This is a genomic window from uncultured Roseivirga sp., assembly GCF_963973945.1.
Classification (GTDB): Bacteria; Bacteroidota; Bacteroidia; order Cytophagales; family Cyclobacteriaceae; genus Roseivirga.
In genome coordinates this window covers 185,007-208,676 of record NZ_CAXBBV010000005.1, presented here as the reverse complement: position 1 = coordinate 208,676, position 23,670 = coordinate 185,007, and the positions used below count along the sequence as shown (strand labels likewise).

Annotated in this window: 39 protein-coding genes; 30 read left to right on the top strand and 9 right to left on the bottom strand. The window is 38.2% G+C overall.

Going from position 1 to position 23,670, the window contains the following annotated elements; genetic code table 11:
- Positions 1-10 precede the first annotated feature (10 nt).
- The 4 genes from AAC026_RS10840 to AAC026_RS10825 are packed head-to-tail and all read left to right on the top strand — an operon-like array spanning position 11 to position 1,584.
- Positions 11-424 (top strand): SRPBCC family protein, encoded by a 414-nt coding sequence (locus AAC026_RS10840; RefSeq protein ID WP_339697778.1) that lies wholly within the window; start codon positions 11-13, stop codon positions 422-424.
- A 17-nt stretch (positions 425-441) separates the two neighbouring features.
- Positions 442-660, top strand: coding sequence for a DUF4287 domain-containing protein (locus AAC026_RS10835; RefSeq protein ID WP_339697775.1), 219 nt, complete (start codon positions 442-444; stop codon positions 658-660).
- A 4-nt stretch (positions 661-664) separates the two neighbouring features.
- Positions 665-1,096: a VOC family protein gene (locus tag AAC026_RS10830; RefSeq protein WP_339697772.1), complete on the top strand. Its 432-nt coding sequence runs from the start codon at positions 665-667 to the stop codon at positions 1,094-1,096.
- Entirely contained in the window at positions 1,093-1,584 is a 492-nt protein-coding gene (locus AAC026_RS10825) for a VOC family protein (protein WP_339697768.1), read from the top strand. The genes AAC026_RS10830 and AAC026_RS10825 overlap by 4 nt, the downstream gene beginning before the upstream one ends.
- A gap of 152 nt (positions 1,585-1,736) precedes the next feature.
- On the opposite strand, the gene AAC026_RS10820 is transcribed toward AAC026_RS10825, so the two are convergent.
- Positions 1,737-2,714: a helix-turn-helix domain-containing protein gene (locus AAC026_RS10820; protein WP_339606654.1), complete on the bottom strand. Its 978-nt coding sequence runs from the start codon at positions 2,712-2,714 to the stop codon at positions 1,737-1,739.
- Between the two features lie 168 nt (positions 2,715-2,882).
- Here AAC026_RS10820 and AAC026_RS10815 point away from each other — a divergent pair, with 168 nt between their 5' ends.
- The 22 genes from AAC026_RS10815 to AAC026_RS10710 all read left to right on the top strand — a co-directional run bounded on the left by AAC026_RS10815 (position 2,883) and on the right by AAC026_RS10710 (position 13,751).
- Positions 2,883-3,380, top strand: a complete 498-nt coding sequence (locus tag AAC026_RS10815; protein ID WP_339606655.1) for a DinB family protein — start codon at positions 2,883-2,885, stop codon at positions 3,378-3,380.
- Positions 3,381-3,390: 10 nt separating this feature from the next.
- Complete coding sequence (locus AAC026_RS10810; protein ID WP_339697765.1) at positions 3,391-3,759, top strand: DoxX family protein; 369 nt, start codon at positions 3,391-3,393, stop codon at positions 3,757-3,759.
- 27 nt (positions 3,760-3,786) lie between these two features.
- Positions 3,787-3,999: a hypothetical protein gene (locus AAC026_RS10805; protein WP_339697762.1), complete on the top strand. Its 213-nt coding sequence runs from the start codon at positions 3,787-3,789 to the stop codon at positions 3,997-3,999.
- A 17-nt stretch (positions 4,000-4,016) separates the two neighbouring features.
- A complete protein-coding gene (locus tag AAC026_RS10800) occupies positions 4,017-4,571 on the top strand; it encodes a dihydrofolate reductase family protein (RefSeq protein WP_339697759.1) in 555 nt (184 codons plus the stop codon).
- Between the two features lie 11 nt (positions 4,572-4,582).
- Positions 4,583-4,882 carry a hypothetical protein gene (locus AAC026_RS10795; protein WP_339697756.1) on the top strand — a complete coding sequence of 100 codons (300 nt, stop codon included), beginning with the start codon at positions 4,583-4,585 and terminating at the stop codon, positions 4,880-4,882.
- A 24-nt stretch (positions 4,883-4,906) separates the two neighbouring features.
- Positions 4,907-5,347: a VOC family protein gene (locus tag AAC026_RS10790; RefSeq protein ID WP_339606660.1), complete on the top strand. Its 441-nt coding sequence runs from the start codon at positions 4,907-4,909 to the stop codon at positions 5,345-5,347.
- A 12-nt stretch (positions 5,348-5,359) separates the two neighbouring features.
- Positions 5,360-5,719, top strand: a complete 360-nt coding sequence (locus AAC026_RS10785) for a nuclear transport factor 2 family protein (protein ID WP_339697753.1) — start codon at positions 5,360-5,362, stop codon at positions 5,717-5,719.
- Between the two features lie 5 nt (positions 5,720-5,724).
- Positions 5,725-6,519 carry a helix-turn-helix domain-containing protein gene (locus AAC026_RS10780; protein ID WP_339697748.1) on the top strand — a complete coding sequence of 265 codons (795 nt, stop codon included), beginning with the start codon at positions 5,725-5,727 and terminating at the stop codon, positions 6,517-6,519.
- Between the two features lie 74 nt (positions 6,520-6,593).
- On the top strand, positions 6,594-6,968 hold the full coding sequence (locus AAC026_RS10775) for a VOC family protein (RefSeq protein ID WP_339697745.1): 375 nt from the start codon (positions 6,594-6,596) through the stop codon (positions 6,966-6,968).
- 334 nt (positions 6,969-7,302) lie between these two features.
- On the top strand, positions 7,303-7,626 hold the full coding sequence (locus tag AAC026_RS10770; RefSeq protein WP_339606664.1) for a metalloregulator ArsR/SmtB family transcription factor: 324 nt from the start codon (positions 7,303-7,305) through the stop codon (positions 7,624-7,626).
- Positions 7,626-7,994 (top strand): DUF1801 domain-containing protein, encoded by a 369-nt coding sequence (locus AAC026_RS10765; protein WP_339697742.1) that lies wholly within the window; start codon positions 7,626-7,628, stop codon positions 7,992-7,994. The genes AAC026_RS10770 and AAC026_RS10765 overlap by 1 nt, the downstream gene beginning before the upstream one ends.
- Positions 7,991-8,488 carry an SRPBCC domain-containing protein gene (locus tag AAC026_RS10760; RefSeq protein ID WP_339606666.1) on the top strand — a complete coding sequence of 166 codons (498 nt, stop codon included), beginning with the start codon at positions 7,991-7,993 and terminating at the stop codon, positions 8,486-8,488. Before AAC026_RS10765 ends, AAC026_RS10760 begins: the two co-directional genes overlap by 4 nt.
- A gap of 93 nt (positions 8,489-8,581) precedes the next feature.
- A complete protein-coding gene (locus AAC026_RS10755) occupies positions 8,582-9,064 on the top strand; it encodes an SRPBCC family protein (protein WP_339697739.1) in 483 nt (160 codons plus the stop codon).
- Positions 9,065-9,066: 2 nt separating this feature from the next.
- Positions 9,067-9,708 (top strand): DUF998 domain-containing protein, encoded by a 642-nt coding sequence (locus tag AAC026_RS10750; RefSeq protein ID WP_339697736.1) that lies wholly within the window; start codon positions 9,067-9,069, stop codon positions 9,706-9,708.
- Between the two features lie 2 nt (positions 9,709-9,710).
- On the top strand, positions 9,711-10,151 hold the full coding sequence (locus AAC026_RS10745) for an SRPBCC domain-containing protein (RefSeq protein ID WP_339697733.1): 441 nt from the start codon (positions 9,711-9,713) through the stop codon (positions 10,149-10,151).
- A 21-nt stretch (positions 10,152-10,172) separates the two neighbouring features.
- Positions 10,173-10,562 carry a DUF1801 domain-containing protein gene (locus AAC026_RS10740; protein ID WP_339697730.1) on the top strand — a complete coding sequence of 130 codons (390 nt, stop codon included), beginning with the start codon at positions 10,173-10,175 and terminating at the stop codon, positions 10,560-10,562.
- A 25-nt stretch (positions 10,563-10,587) separates the two neighbouring features.
- Entirely contained in the window at positions 10,588-10,803 is a 216-nt protein-coding gene (locus AAC026_RS10735; protein WP_339697727.1) for a hypothetical protein, read from the top strand.
- A gap of 75 nt (positions 10,804-10,878) precedes the next feature.
- The gene (locus AAC026_RS10730; protein ID WP_339697724.1) at positions 10,879-11,658 is read left to right on the top strand and encodes a HipA family kinase; all 780 of its coding nucleotides are present in this window, start codon (positions 10,879-10,881) and stop codon (positions 11,656-11,658) included.
- Entirely contained in the window at positions 11,636-12,019 is a 384-nt protein-coding gene (locus AAC026_RS10725; RefSeq protein WP_339697721.1) for a DUF3037 domain-containing protein, read from the top strand. Before AAC026_RS10730 ends, AAC026_RS10725 begins: the two co-directional genes overlap by 23 nt.
- 9 nt (positions 12,020-12,028) lie before the next feature.
- Positions 12,029-12,421 carry a thioesterase family protein gene (locus tag AAC026_RS10720; protein ID WP_339697718.1) on the top strand — a complete coding sequence of 131 codons (393 nt, stop codon included), beginning with the start codon at positions 12,029-12,031 and terminating at the stop codon, positions 12,419-12,421.
- Between the two features lie 82 nt (positions 12,422-12,503).
- On the top strand, positions 12,504-13,211 hold the full coding sequence (locus tag AAC026_RS10715; RefSeq protein ID WP_339697715.1) for a hypothetical protein: 708 nt from the start codon (positions 12,504-12,506) through the stop codon (positions 13,209-13,211).
- A 273-nt stretch (positions 13,212-13,484) separates the two neighbouring features.
- Positions 13,485-13,751, top strand: coding sequence for a hypothetical protein (locus AAC026_RS10710; protein ID WP_339697712.1), 267 nt, complete (start codon positions 13,485-13,487; stop codon positions 13,749-13,751).
- 96 nt (positions 13,752-13,847) lie between these two features.
- On the opposite strand, the gene AAC026_RS10705 is transcribed toward AAC026_RS10710, so the two are convergent.
- Positions 13,848-14,840 (bottom strand): hypothetical protein, encoded by a 993-nt coding sequence (locus tag AAC026_RS10705; protein WP_339697709.1) that lies wholly within the window; start codon positions 14,838-14,840, stop codon positions 13,848-13,850.
- A gap of 63 nt (positions 14,841-14,903) precedes the next feature.
- Entirely contained in the window at positions 14,904-15,203 is a 300-nt protein-coding gene (locus AAC026_RS10700; protein ID WP_339697707.1) for a hypothetical protein, read from the bottom strand.
- A gap of 426 nt (positions 15,204-15,629) precedes the next feature.
- On the opposite strand from AAC026_RS10700, the gene AAC026_RS10695 reads away from it, so the two are divergent.
- Both AAC026_RS10695 and AAC026_RS10690 read left to right on the top strand, forming a co-directional pair.
- A complete protein-coding gene (locus AAC026_RS10695) occupies positions 15,630-15,869 on the top strand; it encodes a type II toxin-antitoxin system ParD family antitoxin (RefSeq protein ID WP_339697705.1) in 240 nt (79 codons plus the stop codon).
- Positions 15,862-16,149, top strand: coding sequence for a type II toxin-antitoxin system RelE/ParE family toxin (locus AAC026_RS10690; RefSeq protein WP_339697703.1), 288 nt, complete (start codon positions 15,862-15,864; stop codon positions 16,147-16,149). Before AAC026_RS10695 ends, AAC026_RS10690 begins: the two co-directional genes overlap by 8 nt.
- Before the next feature lie 60 nt (positions 16,150-16,209).
- Here AAC026_RS10690 and AAC026_RS10685 read toward each other — a convergent pair whose 3' ends face one another.
- From AAC026_RS10685 to AAC026_RS10665, 5 genes are all read right to left on the bottom strand, one after another.
- Positions 16,210-17,112: a histone deacetylase gene (locus AAC026_RS10685; RefSeq protein WP_339697701.1), complete on the bottom strand. Its 903-nt coding sequence runs from the start codon at positions 17,110-17,112 to the stop codon at positions 16,210-16,212.
- Between the two features lie 116 nt (positions 17,113-17,228).
- Entirely contained in the window at positions 17,229-17,786 is a 558-nt protein-coding gene (locus AAC026_RS10680) for a hypothetical protein (protein ID WP_339606679.1), read from the bottom strand.
- Positions 17,787-17,878: 92 nt separating this feature from the next.
- Positions 17,879-18,400, bottom strand: coding sequence for an acyl-CoA thioesterase (locus AAC026_RS10675; RefSeq protein WP_339606680.1), 522 nt, complete (start codon positions 18,398-18,400; stop codon positions 17,879-17,881).
- Entirely contained in the window at positions 18,400-18,912 is a 513-nt protein-coding gene (locus tag AAC026_RS10670; protein WP_339697699.1) for a DinB family protein, read from the bottom strand. The genes AAC026_RS10675 and AAC026_RS10670 overlap by 1 nt, the downstream gene beginning before the upstream one ends.
- 49 nt (positions 18,913-18,961) lie before the next feature.
- Complete coding sequence (locus AAC026_RS10665) at positions 18,962-19,486, bottom strand: gamma carbonic anhydrase family protein (RefSeq protein WP_339606682.1); 525 nt, start codon at positions 19,484-19,486, stop codon at positions 18,962-18,964.
- A 133-nt stretch (positions 19,487-19,619) separates the two neighbouring features.
- Between AAC026_RS10665 and AAC026_RS10660 the strand changes: the two genes are divergently transcribed.
- Together AAC026_RS10660 and AAC026_RS10655 are read left to right on the top strand one after the other, a co-directional pair.
- Positions 19,620-20,357 carry a YceI family protein gene (locus AAC026_RS10660; protein ID WP_339697697.1) on the top strand — a complete coding sequence of 246 codons (738 nt, stop codon included), beginning with the start codon at positions 19,620-19,622 and terminating at the stop codon, positions 20,355-20,357.
- Between the two features lie 89 nt (positions 20,358-20,446).
- Positions 20,447-21,703 carry an anthranilate synthase component I family protein gene (locus AAC026_RS10655; RefSeq protein ID WP_339697696.1) on the top strand — a complete coding sequence of 419 codons (1,257 nt, stop codon included), beginning with the start codon at positions 20,447-20,449 and terminating at the stop codon, positions 21,701-21,703.
- A 51-nt stretch (positions 21,704-21,754) separates the two neighbouring features.
- On the opposite strand, the gene AAC026_RS10650 is transcribed toward AAC026_RS10655, so the two are convergent.
- Positions 21,755-23,383 (bottom strand): hypothetical protein, encoded by a 1,629-nt coding sequence (locus tag AAC026_RS10650; RefSeq protein ID WP_339697695.1) that lies wholly within the window; start codon positions 23,381-23,383, stop codon positions 21,755-21,757.
- Positions 23,384-23,670: the final 287 nt, after the last annotated feature.

Here is a 23,670-nt window from a genome sequence, read left to right as displayed (position 1 = left end):
TAACAAACACATGGAAAAGATAACAATTAGAGCAACAGTAAATGCACCAGTTGAAAAAGTTTGGGATTTCTGGGGAGCACCAGAACACATTACAAAATGGTGTAGCCCTTCAGACGACTGGCATGCGCCAAGTGCCAAAAATGATTTAAAAGTAAATGGGAAGTTTTCAACCAGAATGGAGGCCAAAGATGGAAGTTTCGGTTTTGATTTTGCGGGAGTATATGATGATGTAACCAAACATAAGTTGATTGCTTACACCTTGGAAGATGGCCGACAAGTAAAAATCACTTTTGAAGAGAAAGACGGAGCAACAGAGGTTATTGAAACTTTTGATCCAGAAAGCGAAAACCCTATTGATATGCAGCGCGATGGATGGCAGGCCATCTTAGATAGCTTTAAAGCCTACACCGAAAAGAATTCGTAGCAATTAAAGATTTCAGCATGTCATTTCAAGCATACTTAGACAACATTCAAACCAAAACGGGCAAAACACCAGAAGATTTCAAGGCCTTAGCAGAAACCAAAGGCTTTACCGAAAATGGTGAAATCAAGAAAGGTGTGAAGGCCACAGAAATCACCAATTGGCTAAAAGATGATTTCGATTTGGGGCACGGCCATGCCATGGCAATGCTTGCTTATATAAAGGGAAAAAGGAGTTGACAAAATGAGTCGACTCCTTACATACCTTACCTTTAACGGCAATTGTCGCGAGGCAATGACTTTCTACCATACTTGCTTTGGTGGCGAAATCCAATTTCAAACCATTGGTGATTCTCCATTGGGCAGCAAATTGAGCCCCCAAATGCAGCAGTACATTCTACAAGCGTCCATTTCTACTGACCATTTTACGCTCATGGGAACGGATATGGTTGGAGATCAGGGGCTCGTACAAGGTAATGCAGTTTCTATTTGGGTAGAATGCAATAGTTCAAGTGAGGTTTATACTTACTATCAAAAATTGGCTGAAAAGGGAAATGCTTACCAACCTATTGAACAAACATTTTCTGGAGCTTTATTGGGCGGGCTTTCCGACAAATTTGGAAAACACTGGCTGCTTCATTGCAAAAATGACTCAATTCAAAAACCACGGTTATGAAGAACGAAACACAGCAAAAAATCACAATTTTTCTCACATTCATCGATCAGGCTGAAGAGGCTATGAATTTATATGTGAGTCTTTTTAAAGACAGTAAAATCATTAACAAGTTTTACTATAATAATGATAACCCAGAACTGGCAGGCAAACTAATGACTGCCACAATTGAGCTAGCAGGGCAACGCTTTATGGTACTGAATGGGGGCTCTTCTTTTAGTTTTACACAGGGTTTTTCCTTGTTTGTAAACTGCCAAAGCCAAAATGAAATCGATGAATTATCCGCAAAACTTATTGGCGATACTGGTGAACAATTGCCATGCGGCTGGCTCAGAGATAAGTTTGGGGTATCCTGGCAAATCGTCCCTTCTAATTTGGGTGAAAAGCTGAATAGCGGAGACCCTGAAGGTTTTAAAAGAATGTTTACCGCCTTAATGAAAATGAAGAAAATAGACATGGCCACATTGCAAAAGGCCTATGATGAAGCATAACCTTAAATTTGAAGAGGCCCCTCCAAAAGTTAGTGTTCCTAGCTCATCTGAATTAATGGTAAAACTTTTGGAGGGCTTTAGAAATGTAGAACTCTTTCTGTAATTTCTTAAAGCTTACTTAACTAATCGAGTCAAGGTCACTGAATCCCAACTTAAGCCACTTGGGTATTGTACCTGTTACGGTATTCAATTGGTGTTAAGCCTGTCATTTTCTTAAATACATCCCGAAAGGCTTTGGTATCGGAATAACCCACATCGTACATCACTTCACTCACAGTTTTTCTTCCTGTTTCCAGCTCTTTTTTGGCTGCTTCCATTTTTACCCGCTGTAAGTATTCCATTACGGTATTACTGGTTGCCTTTTTAAACCTTCGCTCAAAAGTTCTTCGGCCCACATTATGTTTATCACATAACTCATCAACCGTTATTCTTTCCTGAAAATTGGATTCAATGTATTCTTGAGCCTCCAAAATCGTTTCGTCATCGTGCGTTTTTTGACCCTTAAAAATAATAAAGGGCGATTGGCTATCACGATCTATATCGATTTCAAAAATTTTTGAAGAAAGGATTGCCATTTGACGACCAGCAAATTTTTCAACCAAATACAGGTTCAAGTTCAGGGAAGAGTATGCCCCTCCGCTCGTATAAATGCCTTGCTCGTCTGTAATGATTTTATCATCAATCAAATTCACATTCGGGTACATTTCTCTAAACTCCTGAGCCGCCAACCAATGTGTAGCACAGCTTCTTCCTTCCAACAAACCCGTTTTTGCCAAAAGAAAAGCTCCAATACATAAACTGGCCACCTCGGCTCCTTGCCTATACTGTTCTACAATCCAAGGCACAAAATCCTTATTCGTTTCAACCACTTTTTTATAATCACCATGAATGGCAGGAATAATAATGAGATCTGTTTTCTTGACTTGATCAATGGTCACATTTGGTTTGATACTGAAAATGCCATTACTCAATTGCACGTTCATATTTGTACCCACCAATTGCACATTAAAAACAGGAGCCTGCCCCATTCTTTTGAGCGATTCATTGGTAAGGGTGAACATTTTATATGTAGCCTCTAGATTACTTAGGCTCGAATCTCCCTCTGGAATAAGTAATGAAATATGTTTCATAGGTCTAATAAGTGTATTGATAAACCGAAAAATGACTACCCAAAAGTAGTGTAAGAACTTGTCGTGATCAACCCCCTACTATGACGGATACACACCGCTTCTGATTCACCTTATCTACGCAAATTTGTAATGTACAAAAAGAGATAACCACCAAACAACCCATACAACATGAAAGACGATGTATTAAAACAGTGGAAAGAAACCAGTTCAGAATTGATCAAACTTTTGAATTCGGTAAGCCAAGAAAAGTTCAACAAAATACCCTTTGAAGGAAGCTGGACTGCTGGTCAATTGGGAGATCACCTTCTAAAATCTTACGGTGCTGTGGAAGTACTAAATGGATCTACCGAGAAAACAGACAGGCCAGCAGACGAAAAAGTAGCTGAAGTAAAATCATTATTTCTCGATTTCAGCATAAAAATGGACTCGCCAGAAGAAATACTTCCTTCAGAAAAACCATTGAATAAGGAATCCATAATTAACGGGCTACAAGAGAAAATAGAAGCCTTCAATTTAGTGATTGAGAACAAAGACCTGACTGAAACTTGTACAGACTATGCCATTCCAGAATACGGGCCATTTACCCGTTTGGAGTGGATCCATTTCAGCATTGCACATACCCAAAGACACGTACATCAATTAAGAAAAATCATTTCAAACCTATAACCATATCACTATGAAAAAGAGCAAAATCATTTTCTGGAGCACCACCATTCTTATTTTTCTATTTGAAGGTGTAATGCCTGCCCTTACTTCGCAAACCGAACTAGCCAAAGAAGGGATCCGCCATTTGGGCTACCCCGATTATTTTGGCGTAATGCTTACCGTTTTCAAAGTACTTGGCTCATTAGCACTGATTATTCCGGCCGTGCCAAAGCGTGTAAAAGAATGGGCTTATGCGGGTTTTGCCATCGATTTTATTGCGGCATTTGTAAGCACAGCCGTTGTAGATGGTTTTGGCCCAGTGCTTTTACTTCCAGTCTTTTTCATGGTTGTGTTAGTGCTTTCTTATATCCATTATCATAAATTGAACTCAGATATTTGATAATTGGCCGTTAACAGCAACCTGTTTATGATCGAAGTTTTTGCTACAAATATTACCACCGAAGGAAAAGCCAAAAAGGTTCTAAATCAAATTCAAGAGGCCTTTCCAGACTATATGGTCAACTTCGATTTGGAAGATTGTGATAAAATTCTTCGTATCGAAACCCATAAAACCATCATCGACACGAAATCCATTATTCGTCTTGTAAACGAAATGAATGGCCAAGCTTCACTTTTATAAAAAACAGAATACATGCCATGCGTAAACTAAATTCATACACATTTTTATCGCTTAATGGTTATTACAAAGACCTAAACGAAGATACCAGTTGGCATCAACATGGTGAGGAAGAAGCTAAATTTTCTGAAGCATCGCTTGAGGCCGAAAACACTCTTTTGTTTGGTAGAACCACCTACGAAATGATGAATAGCTTTTGGCCTACCCCAATGGCAGCTGAAATGTTTCCTAAAGTGGCCCAAGGAATGAACAGCGCTAAAAAAATAGTATTCTCAAACACTTTAAAAGAAGCAGAATGGGAAAACGCTTCTATAGTTAGTGGAAATATTATTGAACAAATTACAAAGCTAAAACAAACGGAAGGAAGCGACATGACCATTCTTGGCAGCGGAAGTATTGTGGCTCAATTTTCTGATGCAGGTTTAATCGATACTTATCAAATCATGATCGACCCTGTTGCATTACCCAGTGGACACACATTGTTTAATGGTATAAAAGCAACTTTAAACCTTAAACTTATTGATTCAAAAGTGTTTGGTAGTGGAGTGATTTTGCTCACTTATGAAAAACAATAAAGCATTTGATAGTGGCTACAAAAAAGGAAAAACAGTTACGAACTTGCTCCAAAGGACATCAGTACTACAAAAGCAGCGACTGCCCTACCTGCCCTATTTGTGAGGCAGAAAGAAAACCAAAAACTGGTATTCTTTCGCAAATCAGCGCTCCTGCAAGAAGGGCTTTGGAAGCACATAGGATTTCCAGTTTAAAACAACTATCTGAATACAGTGAAAAAGAAATATCAACGCTTCACGGTATGGGGCCAAAGGCCATAACCATATTGAAAGAGGCATTAAAGGAAAATAACTTACATTTTAAAACAAATTAAAACCAATATCTAAAACTTAAAATTATGGCATCAGTAAGCACTTATCTTAATTTTTCTCGCAATACCGAAGAAGCATTCAATTTTTACAAATCCGTATTTGGCGGAGAGTTTTTCGGAGAAGGCATTATGCGCTTTGGTGATATTCCAGCACAAGAAGGAATGCCTCCAATGGCCGAAGAAGACAAAAACCTTGTAATGCATGTTGAACTCCGCATTTTAGGATGCCACACCTTAATGGGTACCGATGCTCCTGAAAGTATGGGTTTCAAAATGAACTTTGGGAACAACAGCTACATTAACCTTCAGCCCGACACCAGAGTAGAAACAAAAAAACTCTTCGATGCCCTTTCAAATGGCGGAAAAGTAACTCAAGAACTCGAAGAGATGTTCTGGGGCGATTATTATGGAAGCTGCACCGACAAGTTTGGTGTACAGTGGATGTTCAATTGTGGTGAAAAGGCATAACTCCAATTTTTCATGATAACAGATCACAACAAAGACATTGCAACAGCCTTTTCCAAAGGCGAATTCAGCTCGGTATATGATAAACTAGCGGATAACATTGAATGGAATATTGTGGGTGAAAGGTTATTAAAAGGAAAAGAAGAGGTGACTGCCTATTGCCAGAAAACAGCTCAGTATTTTTCGGAAGTCGATACAGACTTCCGATTAATGAATGTAATTGCAGAAGGCAATCAGGTAATGATCGATGGAACAGCCGAATTTATTAGTAAATCAAACAAATCCACTTATATTTCTTCTTGCGATGTGTATTCCTTTGAAGAGAATAAACTTCGAGAAATCTATTCATACTGTATAAGAACTAATAAAAGCTGAGCCATTTGATTTACCGCACTGTTCCTCCTTCAATAAAGCTTAAGGACTACATCCGCTGCTTTTGGTTTCTAGAAAGCGACCAAGCCTACACCCATTATGGGATGGCCGATGTATGTCCCGAGCTTGTTTTTCATTACAAAGGCCAGTTCGATGAAATTGATGAACAAGGCAGCAGAAAACCATCCTTTTTATCAGGAATAAATGGCCCCACTAATCAAACCAGCAAGTTTGTAATCGACAGTGGCTTTGGCATGTTTGGGGTTTATCTTTACCCACATACTATCCCATTGCTCTTTGGTATGCCAGCAAATGAATTGACCAACCAAATGGTAGCCATTGATTTATTATTAAAAACACTTGGCGGCAATTTAGAAGAGCAAATTATGAATAGCACTTCTGACGCGCAACGGGTAGGCATTATCGAAAATTTTGTTCAAGAACGATTGGCAAAAACTAAAACCACCCAACTCCCAATATTTAATACACTAAAACATATTATTCATTCAGATAGAACGCCAAGCGTAAAACAGCTTTCAATGGATCATGCCGTTAGTGGACGTCAGTTGGAACGCCAGTTTTCACAATTCACAGGGTTCAGCCCCAAGAAATTTATCCGAATCGCGAGGTTTCATCACACCATTCAGTTTTATGGAAAGGAGTATCTGAAATTATCAGACATTGCCCTAGAATGTGGTTATTATGATCAGTCGCATTTCATTCATGATTTTAATCAATTTGCGGGAATTGGCCCTAAAGAATACTTTTCTGGAAAATCGCCCAATACTAAATGGAGAGATTGAATGTCGGGTTTTTCCAATTTTAGTAATAAGACGAAGCCTAATTTTGACTCATTGTTAACTAAAAAAGAAACACAATGAAAATACCTCAAGGACACCAATCTGTAATGCCTTACCTCATTTTACCAGAGGCAGAGAATTTTAGTGAATTCACAAAACAAGTCTTCGATGCGAAGGTGAGCTTAACCAAGCTGCGTGAAGATGAAAAAACCATAATGCACTCTGAATTAATGATCGGAAACAGTACGATCATGTTTGCTGGGGCTACAGAACAATTCACTCCCCAAACAGCACATTTATTTGTTTATGTAGATAATGCGGACGAAACCTATCAAAAAGCATTGAACAATGGAGCCACTTCAGTAATGGGCTTATCTGATCAAGATTACGGTAGAACCTGCGGAGTTTTAGATCCATTTGGCAATACTTGGTGGATTACGTCTGTGAATTAAAGGGTATTGGGAAGTGGGTATTGGGTATTTTGAAAGCCAACCCCATCGGCTCCGTCATTGCGAGAAATGAAGCCTGTGCTAACAAGGTTTCATGACGTGGCAATCTGTTTGTTCTAGACCACAGTAGTTTAGAACAGACAGTTCGGAGCTTCTCCCTCTGACTGAAATTTCAGAATGACGAAGCAAAGAATAATCAAATTTCCATCAATTTTCCAGCTCCCCTTTTCCGACTTCGGACTTTAACTCAATACTAAAAATTTTCCTTAAAATCATTTGCGTAAGTGAATACTTACGCTTTTATTTGTAAGCAAATACTTACATATAAAAAGCAATTATGAGAAGAGATGTATTTCAGGCAATAGCAGATCCAACGAGGCGAGACATCATTAATCTCATTGCGCGAAAATCGCTCAACCTAAATTCAATAGCAGAGAATTTTGAAATGAGCAGACCGGCAATATCGCAGCACATCAAAATACTGACCGAATGCGGCATTGTGGTAATTAACCAACAAGGCCGTGAACGCTACTGCGAAGTACAGCCCAAAAAGCTAATGGAAGTAGCAGATTGGCTAGAACCATTTAGAGAAATGTGGGAAGCAAGATTTGATAAGCTGGATACTTTACTCAAAGAAATGCAAAGCAAAAAGAAGGAATAATGAACTCACAAAAACCAATCACAGTAGATGCATACATTTCTGATTTCCCGATGGAAGTGCAAGAGCTTTTAATCGAGGTAAGAGATGTAATTCAAAAAACGGCTCCAAATGCCGAAGAATCCATTAGCTATGGAATGCCAGCCTACAAGCTAAACGGTAAACCACTGGTCTATTTTGCCGCTTTTAGCAAACATATTGGGTTCTACGCCACCCCTACCGGCCATGCCAAATTCGCAAAAGAGCTGGCGCATTATAAACAAGGAAAAGGCTCCGTTCAATTCCCCATAAACAAGCCAATGCCACTTGATTTAATTGGCAGCATTGTAAAATTCAGAGCAAATGAAAACTTAAACAAATTAATAAAATGAACCTCTATCAAACAGAAATCCGAAAAGATTCCGTGAACAAAAAGCTTCACATCACACGACAATTCCAAGCACCAAAAGAAATGGTTTGGAAAGCCTGGACTACTGCAGAACTACTGGACCAATGGTGGGCTCCTCGCCCTTACGAAACCGTAACCAAATCTCTGGATTTTAAAGAAGGTGGCTTTTGGCTTTACCACATGTTAAGCCCTGAAGGCGACAAACACTGGTGCCGTTTGGATTACTTAACCATTGTTCCTCAAGATTACTATACTGCCATAGACGCTTTTTGCGATGAAGAAGGCACTCCAAACACCGACATTCCCCAAATGACTTGGAAGAACACTTTTACCTCTGAAAACAACGAAACAAAGGTGACAGTGGAAATCAGTTTTGAACGAGAAGAGGACATGGAGAAAATTATCGAAATGGGAATGAAGGAAGGGTTTAGTGCTGCACTTGAAAACCTTGATGAACTCTTAGCAAAGGGAAATTAACTGAATCATGATCTGGAATATTTAAATACTTCCCTAATCACTAAAGCAAATACTGATTAACAAGGCTAAAAACAGAATATATAAACAAAGAATATGACACCAAAAACGCACATCATTGCTGAAAAAGGAAAGCAAGAGCTTTTCATAACAAGAGAATTTGACGCTCCTAGAGAGCTAGTGTATAAAGCATTTTCAGAGCCCAATTTGCTTGTTCAATGGATGGGGCCAAAAGAAATGGACACGATTGTTCATAAGCTAGATAATCGTTCTCATGGTTCATGGCGGTTTTCGCATACCGACCCTCATAAAAACACCCATGCCTTCAATGGAACTATACATGAGGCCAGTGCTCCAGAAAGAATTATAAGAACCTTCGAGTATGAAGGGATGCCTGAAAGAGGGCACGTATCTCTGGAGTTTTTAACACTAGAAGACTTACAAAACAATAGAAGCAAAATGTCTATTCAAGTTGTTTTCAAATCTGTAGAGGATAGAGACGGCCAGATTGAAGCTGGTATGGAAAGAGGTGTGGTCGATTCGCACGAAAGACTGGATGTTCTACTTAAGTTACTTTAAGAATGAAACAATTAACTTTTTCAAAATTCAGTGCTATAGGTTTTATAGTACTTCTTACCCTCCTCCATTTCACAAACACCAGTGTAAATCCAAATTGGCAACCCATAAGCGAGTATTCGCTTGGTAATTTTGGTTGGTTGATGAAACTCGCCTTTATTTTACTTGGTCTATCATTTTTGTCTTTAGGTGTTTATGTTCTTCAGAAACTCCCAAAAGTAGGAACAAAAATAGGAGGCATACTATTACTACTATCGTCTATTGGAGTTTTTCTAGCTGGTATTTTTGATACTGACCCAATAAGTACCCCGGCAGAAAACATGACAACCAGTGGGCAAATTCATACCGGAGCTGCTGGTTTACTAGGTCTTATGATCTTGGCTACTATATTTTTGACTTATCAGTTTTTCAAACAAGAAAATCTTAGACCTTACAAAAAATCAATCTTATGGATAACCATTATTCTTTGGGTTGCTGAAGTTGCTTTAATTGGTTCAATGGGGTATTACCTAAGTAAAACAAATGGTATGATCACAGATGAAACCCCCATTGGTTGGCTTGGCAGAATTGTAATCACCTTATGCGCAATATGGGTTTGGATATGTTCAAACAATATTAAAAAAGCAAACACCCTTAATGACAAATGAACATGACGAATAAAAGTGATTTAACAGTAGAAAGATTGTTTGATGCCTCTATTTCCGAAGTTTGGCAAGCAATCACCCAAAAGGAGCTGATGAAGCAATGGTATTTCGACTTGGCTGAATTTAAAGCAGAAATAGGCTTCAAGTTTGAATTTACAGGAGGCCCACCCGAAAAAGAGTATTTGCACTTGTGTGAGGTAACGGAAGTTATTCCTGAAAAGAAACTCACCTACAGTTGGCGTTACGATGGCTACGAAGGCAATTCCTTTGTCAGCTTCGAACTTTTTGAACAAGGCAATCAAATCTTGCTTAAACTGACACATACTGGCTTAGACACCTTTCCGAAAAGTAATCCTGATTTGGATATCAGTAACTTCAGAATGGGCTGGGATGAAATCATTAACATTAGTTTGAAAGACTTCTTAGAACACAAAAACAAGTCATAAAACATTTTCAACTCATTTGTTATGCAACCCAATTCACAGCAGGTAATTGATTTTCTTGATCAAGCACAACACCCATTAAGGAGCGAAATTGATTATTTGAGAAATATCATCAACAATTCGGCTCCTGAGCTTACTGAACATATTAAATGGAATGCACCAAGCTTTATGCTCAATGGTGACGACTGCATTACCTTCAATTTGCCTCCAAATCAAAAAACAATCAGACTTGTTTTTCATCAAGGCGCAAAAAAGAAAGAACAGCCTTCGGCACGGTTTATTTCTGATACTCCTGATTGGTTTAAATGGGCGACTAACGACAGAGCAGTGGTTACTTTTTCAAGCAAAGAAGATATAAAAAGCAAAGAAGAACAGATCATCACTTTAATAAAAGAATGGGTAAGCAAGAATTAATGCCTTAAGTCTAAATGCAGATTATATGGCCACCATTGAAATTTTCAAAACCAATGTGAACGACCCAAGGTCTGCTGCTCAAATTATTAGAAGTTTGAAAAGCGGATTCCCCTCCTATCAGTTCAATTTTGATCTTGAAGATTGTGATAAAATATTAAGAACAGAAGGTGAATCCATTGAAGTGGATAGAATCTGTCGACAAGTGAATTTAACTGGTTTCGAATGTGAAGTCATTCCCTGAATCCTCAAACAGTAATTTTTGTTTACCTTCGGAAATATTCATGAGTGAAGGCTTAAAAAGGGGATTTCCCACGCCATGTTAAGAACTGTAAATGTAACCCGATACATCCAACCCTTACGCGAGGGCGGCTCATTACCCGCTTTGGCCGAGGCGGACGATGACTTCAAATACGTATTAAAATTTAGGGGCAACGGCCATGGCCCCAAGGTGCTTATTGCCGAATTGATTGGTGGAGAAATCGCCCGTGAACTCGGTTTAAGAGTTCCCGAATTGGTCTTCGCACATTTGGATGAAGCCTTTGGTCGCACCGAAGGTGATGAAGAAGTGCAAGACTTATTGAAAGGAAGTCAAGGCTTAAATATTGCGTTGCACTTTCTTTCGGGCGCAATCACCTTCGACCCCGTGGTTACCCAAATTGATGCGGAAACCGCTTCGAAAGTGGTGTGGCTCGATTCCTTTATTTCCAATATTGACCGCACGGTGAAAAACACCAATATGTTGATGTTCAATAAAGAATTGTGGTTGATCGATCATGGCTCTTCTTTGTCATTTCACCATGCCTGGATGCACCTTGAAGAACGCGCCAAATCGCCATTTCCTTTTGTGAAAGAGCATGTACTGCTGGCTCAAGCTTCTTTGCTACAAGAAGCCAACGAGACGTTCAAAAAACTGCTGACGCCTGAGAAATTACAAGCAATTGTAGCCTTAATTCCTGATTCATGGCTCGAATGGCCCGATACCGATGAAAGCCCCGAAGCGTTAAGAGAGGCTTACTCCGAGTTTCTGGTTACGCGTTTAAATCATTCCGATACATTCACCAAACAAGCCCAAGATGCAAGAGAAGCACTTATATGAATATGCGATGATTCGGGTGGTCCCTATTTTGGAACGTGAAGAGTTTCTGAATGTGGGGGTGGCTGTGTTTAGCAAAAGAGCTAAATTCATTAAAGTGCTTTGGACGATTAATGAATCAAAAATTGCTTTGCTTTCAGACGAACTGGACATTGATCAGATCCGATTGAATTTACAGAGTTTCGAAAAAGTGGCTTTGGGCGATAAAGAAGGTGGTAAAATAGCGCAACTTGATATTACAGAGCGCTTCCGTTGGTTAACCTCCACCCGAAGCTCGGCCTTGCAGGTTTCCAAAACCCATGCGGGTTTATCAGACGATTTAGAGAAAACCACCCAGCGTTTGTTTGAGAATCTAGTATTATAAAAACCTGCTATGCCCGCTATTTTTGAATCCACTTTTAAAGTAACCTCAGACGACTTGGACGCCATGCAGCACGTGAATAACGTGCGCTATCTGCAATGGGTACAAGATATTTCAGAAGCACATTGGACGCAGGCGGCAAAACCATTGTGGCTAGAACAATACAAATGGGTGGCCATTAACCATTTTATAGAATACAAGAAACCTGCATTTTTGGGCGATCAAATCCAGATCAAAACCCATGTACACGAACACACTGGAGTAAAAAGTAATCGACTGGTACGTGTATTCAATGCCACCACAGGTGACCTGCTCATGCAGTCCAGCTCGTGGTGGTGTATGATAGATGCCAACACCCTAAAGCCCACCCGAATTCCTAAAGAGGTTACTGAGGCTTTTGTGTGATTACTCCAATTTGTGATAGATAAAATCGGTAGGTTTTTATGGAAGTTTTGAGCAACTTTCTGTTAAAATGTATTAACAACGAATGAAAGAACAATTTAATGAAATCATAAAATCAGATGAATTGAAGGACATTTCAATTAATTTAGTTGAACAGGTTCTTGATAATGAAATTTCAAGTGATACTCTTAAAGAAATACCAATCCTAAAATACTTGGTTGCAGCTAGGAGCATATACACTTCATATTCAGATAGGATTTTCATTAAAAAAGCAATGAAAGTTCTCTTAGAAATCGGAGACATCAATTGGAAACAACGAGTTGATCTTGCATATGATTTAAACGATGAAGATGAAAGTGGTGTTGAAAAGATATTAATGGCAATCGATCGCTTAGAGACCACTAAGAAATGTAGAGTATATGGAAGGTTATGTCGGCTAAAAGCATTAGGGAAAATAAAATATACTGAAGACTTTTTAAGGCTAACTAAATTAATTCAGGATGCATACCTTGACGATTTAATTCTTGTTACACAATTCGAAAAAAGAAAGGGAAAAGAAATTCATGAAGGAAGTTATTACCCATTGATAAGTTTAGGTTTATTGTATCAAGAACCTTCCGAACAAAATCCAATAGAAAAGGTTGAGCAGTATTATGTGCATGATCCCGAATTTAAGGGCGGAGAAATCACATTTAACTATTACCTCTCAGATTTAGGTGAAATGCTATTAGAATACTATTATGATTTGTTCCCTGAAGACAAACCTACTGTCGCAGGTTCTCCGAACCTGTGACTCAATATGCCCCCAAAGAACTCTGTCCCCATTTCTAACAGTACGATTTTCAGCCCCCCTCTTTGTCAAAAGGATGAGCTAAAGCTTTTGTATTTCGGGAAAAGATCCCTACGGGGATGACTAGGCAGCAAGCTTCTCTGGTCAAAATATATCTGTTGCAAAAATGAATGCGAAGTCATTCCCTAAACTCCAAAGCTAACAACCTCACCTTTTTTCATTAACCATACTCAGAATGAGATAAATCTCATAAATTGTATAGCAAAAGGTCAAATCATGAAAACAACGGTCACTCCTCTCCTTCTAACTTTTCTACTTATTGTAACCGCCTGCGGTACTTCATCAAATAATGAATCAGAGGCAGGAAAAGTAAGTTACGAACTGACCCAGCTAGAAGACAAAGTCTTTATGCTGGATGACGAAACTTCTGTGGATGGAATTCAAGCACAATATGTAGTGGTTGATGGTGTCGGTTATTACACCTTCTTGAATCGGCCTAACCGACACATCTATTTCTATAATTATAAAACTGAGGAAATTTAACTTATTCCATTTTGTGAAAAATATTTGTTGTTATTATATTTACCAGTAAATTATTCATAACAAAACAAGATAAATTATTTATTCAATTTAAGATTTCTAATCGATATTAAACAACTCAATTACCCCATTGTTTTTTTCGAATGTTAATAGTTTTTCGCCATTCTCAAATATGGCAAAGGTTTGGTAATAACCATATTCAGGAAGGCTAATTACTCCGTGTGATTGCCAGTCCCCATCATGATTTTTAAATTTCATTATTGAATTACTTTTCAATTCCGTAGAAGCCCCATCCCTCGTTAGAACCAACAAATAGAGTATATCATTATACATCTTAACACACTTGACTTCTGCCCGTTCTGAAATAATAGCCTTAACACCCGAAGGGACTCCTTCTAAATTCTTAACTACAAATTTATTCGATTCGATTGCCAACCCTCTAGCAATTAACGGATAGTTTGCAAGACTTACAGAATTAGTCAACTCCCAACCCTCATTGAAGGTATCAATGAATGGAGCCCCATACCCATTAATTGTGGTAAATTTATTATTACTTTCAATGATATTATATCCAAAATATGATCTAATATAATCGTTAGGTAATTTCTTTTTTGGCAAGTGCTCTTTTTTATTTAAATCATATCTATTAATAAAATTAGTACTATCTGTCAATAAGTTCGTAAAAAGCAGAATTGAATTTTTTATTATAGGACGATTATATAAGACTATACCCAATGATATCTCTGATTCAAAAACCTCTCTTTCAGTATCAAAAGACATAAGGTTCCTTTTATCCCGGTCATAAATATACAATAAATCAGATTTTTCATCATGGACTAGTATTTCAGGACTCATCATTTCGCTTGATTCATACCCTCTTTTTCCATAAATCTTAATTTCTTCCAAGAAATGATCACTTCTAATTAATTGCGAAAGGCCTCCATCTAAAATAAATATTTCACCATCAAGTTCAATAATATCAGTGACTTTAACTACATAATAACCAGGTAGATATTCATTTATTTCCTTAATTTTCTCTGCTATAATTTCAGAGCTTGAGCTTGTTTTATAACAAGAAGGGATTAGGAACAAAATGAAAACACTAATCAATGTGAAACGAAAAAGGCATCTATGGCCTACAATGAGGGAGTCCACTTATTGTTGTTGACATGTATACACACGAATATCTTCTCCACATACCCACGTCACTGTTAACTGACCAGGCACGGAGTTATCCTCATAAATTGGGCAATCTCCAGACCAATCACAAGTGAATGCCATACCACAAAATACAAGCCCACATTGTCCTGGTATTGGATTTTGATCATCTAATGATAAATACTCGTAACTAATTGGTTCATTTTTTTTGATTTCTTTGCTGACCGATGTTGAGTTTACAAAGCTAAGTATAAAAACAAACAAAGCGATTTTGGTTAATTGATAAACTTTTCTCATAATATATAGTTTTTTGTTCTTTTAAAGATAAACAAAAAAATTAAGTGCAAAAATAAATACATAATTATAATCACATCAAATTGATACATAAAACAATTGATCAAATCAAAAGTTACTCTGAATCATATCTCTTATCTTAAATGAAAACACTTATGTAAATTAAATAAAAGATGGAGAAAGACTGATTCGGTTTGTTACCCGATAAATCAAGTCACCTTAACTAGCGCCTTTGTAACCGAAGAAGGTATTCATTTTCCTTTAAAGGAAGCAAGCTCAGAAAGCGAAAAAACCTATAAAGTGTTTAAAGTGAGCCAGCTTTAGCATTGTTACTTTTAGCTATGAAGTGAACTTACTGCTACTATTTGTAACTATAACACCATTGATATTGGTGCGTATTTGATGTAAATTCGAATCAAAAAAATTCTTATGGCAAGGCAAAGTATTTCACTGACAGAACCCAATGATGAGTGGCTAAAAACCCAAGTGGATAGTAAAGAGTACGCTAGCAAAAGTGAGCTTATAAACGATTTAATTAGACAGGCCAGAAAGCAACAAAAGCAAATTGATTGGATTGCTGCGAAATTGGAAAAAGCCGAGAAAAGCGGATTCACAAATGATAGTAAAGCCCAGATACTAGCCGAATCAAAGTCATTGCTTAATGGCTAATTACAAGTTATGTAATATAGCCAAAGATGATTTGATTAGAATTCATCAATATGGTGTAAATAGGTTTGGCATTAGCCAAGCTGGTAAATACTTCGATACATTCTTCAAATATTTTGATTTGATAACCGAACGTCCACTTTCCTTTGAATCAGTTGATTTTATAAGGCCAGGTTATAGACGATGCGTTTGTGGTTCGGATAGTATTTACTACAGAATAAATGATGGCGTGGTAGAAATCATGACCATTATTGAAAGACAAGACTTGGACAATATTCTATAGTCTAAAATTACTCTTGAAGGTTCTCCGAACCTATGACTAATATCACAGTCTATTCTTGCTCTAGAAAAAAATCTCTTGGGCCAATCGAAAGGTATTGGAGTGGGCTTCAACAATATGTGCTACTTTTTCGGAGTAGCCACCACCCATGCAGGCCATTATAGGAATGTCGTTTTGCTTGCAGGTTTCAAGTACAATTCTATCGCGCTGTTTACAGCCTTGCAAGGTCATTCCTAAGCGCCCTAGCTTGTCGGTTGCCAAAACATCAACTCCCGATTGAAAGAACACAAAATCAGGTTGAACTGTATCGATTAAAGCTTTCAGATTAGCATCCAACAAGCTTAAATAGGTATTATCATCCGTTCCATCTTTAAGCCCAACATCTAAATCCGATTTTTCTTTGTGTAGCGGATAGTTGGCAGCCCCGTGCATACTGAAAGTAAAAACCCTAGGTTCGTTCTCAAATATTTGAGCCGTTCCATTGCCCTGATGCACATCTAAATCCACTACCAAAATTTGTGTGGCCAACCCATTATCGAGCAAATCGTGAGCAGCAATGGCAATGTCATTCAGCAAACAAAAGCCCTCACCCCTGTCGGTAAATGAATGATGCGTACCTCCTGCCATGTTCATGGCAATTCCATCCTCTACCGCAAAACGAGCGGCCATTACCGAGCCTTCCATAATTACGCGTTCCCTCTCTACCAAAGCAGCAGAAAGCGGAAAGCCTGTTTTTCGTTCTTCCTTTCTTGATAAAGAAAGGGTTTTCAGGTTATCCCAATAGTCAGCTTTGTGGGTTCTTACTATTCTGGTTTCATTCAACAGTTCAGGAGCGAAAAGATTGCTTTCAGAAATGGTACCTTCATACAAAAGTTGTTCGGGCAGCAGAGTGTATTTTTCCATCGGGAAACGATGGTTAGCTGGCAAAACGTGAGCATAAATATCTCTCCAAGCTATTTTCAACATAAATCAGAAAGTGAATATTGAAGTTGAATGTTTAACACAAAGGTGATAAAAGGAAAAATCCCTAAAAGTCGAATCAATGACCGTTAGGGATTTTTTATCGTTAAATAGATCAATTTTTATTCTTCGTCATCATCACCTTCCATTTGGAAAGAGAAGTAAGTTGGATCAAGTTCTAATGTATCGTTAGTGAAATCTTTGATAAACTTCTCAATCACTTCAGGAGTAATTTTGTCTACATTCAAACCTACATCTAAGCCCACACCAAAGTCAATGTTCTCATCAATGTCTACATGTTCTTGAACTTTAACAGCATCCTCTTCTTCCAACTCTTCCATCACTTCGGCCATATATAGCCCAATTTCTTCTTCCAAATCGCCCAATGGAGCAATGTCTCCATTTTCGTCTTCTTCGTAAGCAATGGCTTGGTATTCAGGAAATTTCTTAGCGGCTTCGTGTTCTGCCATTTCGTAAATCTCACTAGCGTGTTGAATTTTCAAAGTGTAGAGTGCTACATCGAACACCACTTCTTTGCCATCAAAATCTCCGACAAAATGGAAATTCATGTAATCATCAGAATTATCTTCCGACTCGATCACAACATATGATTTTCCTGACGCCTTAATTTTGGCCTTAAACTTTTCGATTTCCTTTGGATCAAACCCTTGATTTTCCATGGCTACGGTACTAATATATTAACAGTTGTTTTGTGGCGGCAAGATAATAGCCAGTCCGAATCTTTAATAATTTAATCTTCTATTTCGAGAAATCAAAAGATTGAACGTGTCTCATTTTTAACATGATAAACACGTTCATCGAATTTAGCCGGGTGATATTCCACCCCTGTGTACAATATTGCCTTCAAATAAGCCTCTACTTCTTCTGAATGTTCCACCGTTCTGCTGGTATTCATACCTACATATTTAAAGGTGGTCCACATTAGAGTTTTTAAATAGCTTTTAGAATCATCGAACATACAGTACTCTACCACCAAAGTGTTATTGTTGTACCAAATCACTCTGCTAACTATTCTAACCCATTCTGCCATGTTCGCAGGTTTTAGGTAGGCTATATGATGGTTATACACCACCCAAACGGCATCGAAAGACTTAATAATTTCACGCATTTCAACCCCATAAATCTTTGGTACTTGATCTTCCCTAGCATTAAAAAAGTAATCGAAGTATTTGGCGTTGTTCAGATGACGCAATGGATCACAATCCTGAAAGCGGATCAATACTCTGGATTCTGTTTCTTTAGGGTAATTGAAGTTGGGGTCGATGATAAACATTATAGATATCTTTCTTTGATGATTTGAATATGATGGGCCGCATGTCCTACTGTCATAGCAGCAAGTGCTCTAACTGTTACTTTATTGCCACTGGCCGTTCCTTCTTGCATAATTTCTTCTTCTCTTAAGTTTTCGAAAAGGAAGATGGAAGCAGAACGGATGGCTTCAAACTCAGCTACATAGCTTCGCAACGAACGAGAGGTATTAGTAGCTGCTACTTGATATGAGTCTTGGTCCATACCCGGAAGCGGTTGTTTGTCACCCCTAGCAATGGCCAATGCACGGTATGTGAAAATACGCTCTACATCATTGATATGGTTCAAAACCTCTTTAATTGTCCATTTACCTTCAGCATAAGCTGTGTTTGATTTTTCTTCTGAAATGGAATTAAAAAGTGCAGCAATTTCTGCCTTCTGTTCGTTAATGCGCTCTAGTATATTTTTGCCTTCTAATTGGCTAATATAGGTTTGATAGAAAGGGCTGTATTCACCCTTTGATGGAAGAGAAATCATACTTCAAGATAATTTATTTTTTGAAAATGTAACAGGAATAAATGAATGATCAAGGGTTTGGAAGGTCTTCGATCCAACCACTATACATAATGTAATTTTCAGGTGTTTTGTCAATCACCATTCTCAATCGAGAATCTATTTCTTTGATTTTTTTAGCTGGTGTTCCTGCATAAAGTGAATTGGGCTCTATTACGGTGTTAGCCAATACCACAGCCCCTGCCGCAACCATAGAGCCCGAACCGATGACCGCATTGTCCATTACTATGGCGCCCATACCTATGAGTACATTATCTTCTATAATGCAGCCATGCACAATGGCGTTATGACCAATACTTACATTTTTGCCCATAATGGTTTTAGACATGTTTAGCGTACCATGAATTACCGCGCCATCCTGAATATTACAATTATCTCCAACTTCAATTCGGCATACATCGCCCCTTACTACGGCATTAAACCACACACTACAATTATTACCCATATGCACATCGCCTACCACAGTGGCGTTGTCTGCTAAAAAACATTTTTCTCCAAAAACAGGGATTACACCCTTTACCGCTTTAATTACTGCCATTGAACAAATTTATATGTACGTACATTGAACTTTAATTTTCAAGATGTAGTTTTGCATCTGATAAACAAAATGGGTAGTAAATCGATTACCTATTACATCTTGAAAAGCAATTAACAATAATTAATTAAACTAAATGAAAACTTTGAAATCAACCTTGGCAATTGTAGCCGCAGTTTTATTTGTAGCAGCTTGTGGGCCAAAGGAAAAAACAGTTGAAACATCTGATGCAAAGGCTGTGGCTTCTTCAGAAAGCGCAACAGCTCTTGCCATTAATACGGAAAGCAGTGTAATTACTTGGATTGGCTCGAAACCAGCAGGTAAACACAATGGTACCATCAAATTAACCGCAGGCGAAATTGGCTTAAGTGACAATCAAATTGTAAGTGGAAATTTCACTATCGACATTAGTTCTTTGAAGAATATAGATATGGCTGGTTCTAAAGGAGCAACAGATTTAGAAACTCATTTAATGAGCCCAGACTTCTTTGACGAAGCGACTTACCCTGAAGCTACTTTTGAATTAACTGGTGCTACAGCTTATGTGGCCGAGAATTTAGAGGCTGACAAAGAAGAATTCGAAACTGAATTTACTCCAGCTACTTTAAGCGAAGTAATGGTAGAAAATCCTACTCACTTTATTTCTGGCAACTTAACCATGAGAGGAACTACAAAAAACATTACTTTCCCTGCTTCTGTAAGCATTACCGATGGTGTAGTTAAAGCTATTGCCAACTTTAACATTGACAGAACAGAATGGAATTTAACTTACGGTGATGAAGCTTCGGCTGTAGACAAAGCCAAAGATAAATTTCTTTACAACACTGTAAATGTAGGCTTTGAGCTTGAGGCAGGAACAAAGCCAGCACTTTAAGAAAACTGAGATAGAATAATGAGGGAGTCTTTGACTCCCTTTTTTATGCTCATTGCTTTACTAACTTTGCATCGCTTTAGTAAAACGCATTGAAAAATACCTTCATCAATAACAAACCGCTGTTCTTAGAAAAAGCCCTGCACTGGGCGAATGGCTTTTCGCATTGTGCTTATTTTCAATCCAACGGAATTTCTTACCCTTATCAAGGCTTCGATGAAATACTGGCAGTTGGTGTTAAGCGTATTTTTTCACCGAATGAAAAGGATCGTTTTGAGGCGCTCTCTGCCTTCCATCAAAACAAGTGGCTGTTTGGCTATTTGGGCTACGACCTAAAAAACGATACTGAAAAGCTATCAAGTAATAATGCGGACCATGTCCTGTTTCCTGAAATCTCCTTTTTTGAACCTCAACACCTTTTATTTTTTAAGGGAAACGAAATTGAAATTTGGTCGGAAGAAGATGTTCTAGAACAAATAGACAAAACCGAAAGCCATTTAACTCAAAGTAAACTGAGCCAACCGCAAGCCAGCATTAATAAAGCAGAATATATAGGCATTATTGAAAAGCTGCGTCAGCATATTGAAGATGGAGATTGCTACGAAATCAATTTCTGTCAGGAGTTTCACGGTGAAATAGAAAACGTTAACCCAATTCAACTTTATTCAGACCTTAACAAACTCTCTCCTAGCCCCTTTTCATGTTTTCAAAAACATCATGAACATTATATTCTTTCTTCTTCGCCAGAAAGGTTTATGAAGAAAGAAGGTAATAAAATTGTTTCGCAACCGATTAAAGGCACTCGCCCCAGAGGGAAATCAACAGCTGAAGATGAGGCATTAAGAAAAGAGCTTTGTTCTGACGAAAAGGAATTGGCTGAGAATATGATGATCGTAGATTTAGTCCGAAATGATTTGGCACGTTCATCTAAAATAGGAAGTGTTAAAGTAGAAGAGATTTTCGGTATTTATTCGTTTCAGCAGGTGCATCAAATGATCTCCACCATTGTTTCAGAAAAGCATGAAGATGTTAGCGCTTTCGAAGTCATCAAAAACGCCTTCCCTATGGGCAGTATGACGGGTGCGCCAAAGATAAAAGTGATGGAACTGATTGAGCAATATGAAAATACAAAGCGTGGTGCTTTTTCTGGTGCTGCCGGATACATCAGCCCCAATGGCGATTTCGATTTCAATGTATTAATCCGCAGTCTCTTTTTAAACTGTTCTTCAAAAACCTATTCTTTTCAAGCAGGAAGTGCCATTACTTACGATTCCATTCCCGAAAAAGAGTATGAGGAATGTATGGTGAAAGCCAAAGCTATAATCTCACTTATTCAGCAAGGCGCATAAAAAAAGCCCTTGAGATTACTCTCAAAGGCTCTTCAATATGGCAGAAAAATTTTAGTTGTTTACGGTATTCTTAGTCACTGTTACCTTCCAGATTTTACTAGAAGCAGCGGATTTCCCTCTTCCAAAAGTACCTGGAGTGTTCTCAAAAGCTTCAATACCTCCATAGATAAAGCCAAGATCAAAGCCTTTTCCTTCTTGAAAAGTAGCATCGGCATTAATCACTTCGGTAGCATCACCATTTACAGACATAAATGAAATGGCTTGTTTGCTGTTAAAAATGAATTCTGTTTCGGCACCATAAAATGAACTACTTCCGAAAATGTTCTGGTCAATTACTTTTGGTGTGCTCTTACCCGTGCTCAAATCATAACGCACTTGGGTAAGACTATTGGTAAAAGGAGAAAGTGTCTGCGGTCCTTGGTAAGTTCCATCACCAATTCCGCCCATTAAAAACGTGCTCACAGTGCCCGACACAGCATCGTAAAGTTCGAAATCAGCACAAGCATACACATTGAAGTTCTTCTGATTGTAGTCTGAGTCAATAGTATAATTGGGTGCCAAACTAGGGGTTACATAAATAGCGGTGTTCCATGCACGCAAATAGCTTACAGTGCTGTCATTCCCTTCTTTATTCTTAATATTTAACGTCACCACACTGTCGGGTTGAAAAACACCCCCATAAAAAGCCAGGCCTTCTGTAAGTTTATTGCTGGCATCCATATATAATGCTGGAACGATTGGGCCATCTCTTCTTCTAAATTTAGAGGTAGCATCTGCTGCTGGCGTTCCAATTGTTGTAGGCACATCCGTAATCGGAGCGCTCACAGTAATATCCAGTGCAAAAGGATTAGTGGTAGAAACTGACATTGTAAATGGATAAACAGCGTCTACATATTGCTGCCCTTGACTTGCTGCTGGAGCAGTACTTCCAAAATTATGCCCACCAGCCAAGTAGAAGGTATTTCCTATTTTAAACATTTCGCCTCCAGTGCTCACCAACTTATCGTTGCTGCCAAAAGCAACCAAGTTTTGCCAATCCGTTAAAGTCAGCGACCCCAAATCTGAATTGATTACTTTAATCATAGAGGGCACATTAATTCTAGCTACTTGGTTAAAAGTTTGGTAGGCATTTCCGTTGTCTGTCTGATCTAAAGGAGTGCCATAACCACCTGCCAAATACATGTAATCATTTTCTTGCATCACCAGAGGATTGGTAGATCTAAAGACTGTTCCATTGGCCTTTAAGGCAGCAACTACTTTAGGTAGTAATGCCGTAATCGCTGTAGAGTCAGTGGAGCCTGTAGCTGGTGTGAAACTGCTTATTTCACTTACCATTTCATTAAATGATAAAGCTGAAACCACATCGGTATCCACATTATAAACGAAAATGTCTTCATTGTAAGAAAGGGGTAAGAAAGAGGTGTTAGAGTAATTGGCATTTAAATCATGGAGTCCTCCATCGTCATTAATTCGGTTGGTTCTGCCTGCAAAAAGTAGCCAGTCGGCACCATTTACACCATGGGCATAGGATTGTAGCGCGGGAGCATTCTCTTGAGTTACTAAGGTAACGTTAACAACATATTCTGGAATTGGCGTGGCCTCTTCTTTTGTAGGCTTACAAGATAAAAAACAGGTAGCCAATAATATAAGCATTGCACTGCCTTGCGTAAAGCGTTTCATAATAATTTGGTTGAGTTGATTAATTATTAAAAATATAGAATTGGTTTGAGTATTAAATCAATCATGCGTAATGACTTAATTCAATCACTTTGATAATTCAATATCTTACCATTTCATATTTCCAAATATAGTACATCATATCCCCCTTGATGTACCCCAAAAGAGGTATTCGTTTAATCAGCATTATGCTGGATATGAATCATAGAAATTTGAAAGAAAAAATAATTTCCAACCTTCTGTAAGTTTTCGCTGAGCTTTTACAACCTATAGGGAAATCAAAAAATTCG

Coding starts and splice junctions, on each gene's coding strand:
- AAC026_RS10725 (WP_339697721.1), top strand. CDS start 11,636: ATGCAAGAGAAGCACTTATATGAATATGCGATGATTCGGGTGGTCCCT.
- AAC026_RS10700 (WP_339697707.1), bottom strand. CDS start 15,203: ATGAGAAAAGTTTATCAATTAACCAAAATCGCTTTGTTTGTTTTTATA.
- AAC026_RS10690 (WP_339697703.1), top strand. CDS start 15,862: ATGGCTAATTACAAGTTATGTAATATAGCCAAAGATGATTTGATTAGA.
- AAC026_RS10710 (WP_339697712.1), top strand. CDS start 13,485: ATGAAAACAACGGTCACTCCTCTCCTTCTAACTTTTCTACTTATTGTA.
- AAC026_RS10680 (WP_339606679.1), bottom strand. CDS start 17,786: ATGGAAAATCAAGGGTTTGATCCAAAGGAAATCGAAAAGTTTAAGGCC.
- AAC026_RS10745 (WP_339697733.1), top strand. CDS start 9,711: ATGACGAATAAAAGTGATTTAACAGTAGAAAGATTGTTTGATGCCTCT.
- AAC026_RS10835 (WP_339697775.1), top strand. CDS start 442: ATGTCATTTCAAGCATACTTAGACAACATTCAAACCAAAACGGGCAAA.
- AAC026_RS10790 (WP_339606660.1), top strand. CDS start 4,907: ATGGCATCAGTAAGCACTTATCTTAATTTTTCTCGCAATACCGAAGAA.
- AAC026_RS10730 (WP_339697724.1), top strand. CDS start 10,879: ATGTTAAGAACTGTAAATGTAACCCGATACATCCAACCCTTACGCGAG.
- AAC026_RS10800 (WP_339697759.1), top strand. CDS start 4,017: ATGCGTAAACTAAATTCATACACATTTTTATCGCTTAATGGTTATTAC.
- AAC026_RS10695 (WP_339697705.1), top strand. CDS start 15,630: ATGGCAAGGCAAAGTATTTCACTGACAGAACCCAATGATGAGTGGCTA.
- AAC026_RS10760 (WP_339606666.1), top strand. CDS start 7,991: ATGAACCTCTATCAAACAGAAATCCGAAAAGATTCCGTGAACAAAAAG.
- AAC026_RS10810 (WP_339697765.1), top strand. CDS start 3,391: ATGAAAAAGAGCAAAATCATTTTCTGGAGCACCACCATTCTTATTTTT.
- AAC026_RS10750 (WP_339697736.1), top strand. CDS start 9,067: ATGAAACAATTAACTTTTTCAAAATTCAGTGCTATAGGTTTTATAGTA.
- AAC026_RS10720 (WP_339697718.1), top strand. CDS start 12,029: ATGCCCGCTATTTTTGAATCCACTTTTAAAGTAACCTCAGACGACTTG.
- AAC026_RS10830 (WP_339697772.1), top strand. CDS start 665: ATGAGTCGACTCCTTACATACCTTACCTTTAACGGCAATTGTCGCGAG.
- AAC026_RS10740 (WP_339697730.1), top strand. CDS start 10,173: ATGCAACCCAATTCACAGCAGGTAATTGATTTTCTTGATCAAGCACAA.
- AAC026_RS10770 (WP_339606664.1), top strand. CDS start 7,303: ATGAGAAGAGATGTATTTCAGGCAATAGCAGATCCAACGAGGCGAGAC.
- AAC026_RS10820 (WP_339606654.1), bottom strand. CDS start 2,714: ATGAAACATATTTCATTACTTATTCCAGAGGGAGATTCGAGCCTAAGT.
- AAC026_RS10775 (WP_339697745.1), top strand. CDS start 6,594: ATGAAAATACCTCAAGGACACCAATCTGTAATGCCTTACCTCATTTTA.
- AAC026_RS10825 (WP_339697768.1), top strand. CDS start 1,093: ATGAAGAACGAAACACAGCAAAAAATCACAATTTTTCTCACATTCATC.
- AAC026_RS10785 (WP_339697753.1), top strand. CDS start 5,360: ATGATAACAGATCACAACAAAGACATTGCAACAGCCTTTTCCAAAGGC.
- AAC026_RS10840 (WP_339697778.1), top strand. CDS start 11: ATGGAAAAGATAACAATTAGAGCAACAGTAAATGCACCAGTTGAAAAA.
- AAC026_RS10805 (WP_339697762.1), top strand. CDS start 3,787: ATGATCGAAGTTTTTGCTACAAATATTACCACCGAAGGAAAAGCCAAA.
- AAC026_RS10685 (WP_339697701.1), bottom strand. CDS start 17,112: ATGTTGAAAATAGCTTGGAGAGATATTTATGCTCACGTTTTGCCAGCT.
- AAC026_RS10650 (WP_339697695.1), bottom strand. CDS start 23,383: ATGAAACGCTTTACGCAAGGCAGTGCAATGCTTATATTATTGGCTACC.
- AAC026_RS10715 (WP_339697715.1), top strand. CDS start 12,504: ATGAAAGAACAATTTAATGAAATCATAAAATCAGATGAATTGAAGGAC.
- AAC026_RS10815 (WP_339606655.1), top strand. CDS start 2,883: ATGAAAGACGATGTATTAAAACAGTGGAAAGAAACCAGTTCAGAATTG.
- AAC026_RS10765 (WP_339697742.1), top strand. CDS start 7,626: ATGAACTCACAAAAACCAATCACAGTAGATGCATACATTTCTGATTTC.
- AAC026_RS10670 (WP_339697699.1), bottom strand. CDS start 18,912: ATGATTTCTCTTCCATCAAAGGGTGAATACAGCCCTTTCTATCAAACC.
- AAC026_RS10735 (WP_339697727.1), top strand. CDS start 10,588: ATGGCCACCATTGAAATTTTCAAAACCAATGTGAACGACCCAAGGTCT.
- AAC026_RS10660 (WP_339697697.1), top strand. CDS start 19,620: ATGAAAACTTTGAAATCAACCTTGGCAATTGTAGCCGCAGTTTTATTT.
- AAC026_RS10665 (WP_339606682.1), bottom strand. CDS start 19,486: ATGGCAGTAATTAAAGCGGTAAAGGGTGTAATCCCTGTTTTTGGAGAA.
- AAC026_RS10755 (WP_339697739.1), top strand. CDS start 8,582: ATGACACCAAAAACGCACATCATTGCTGAAAAAGGAAAGCAAGAGCTT.
- AAC026_RS10675 (WP_339606680.1), bottom strand. CDS start 18,400: ATGTTTATCATCGACCCCAACTTCAATTACCCTAAAGAAACAGAATCC.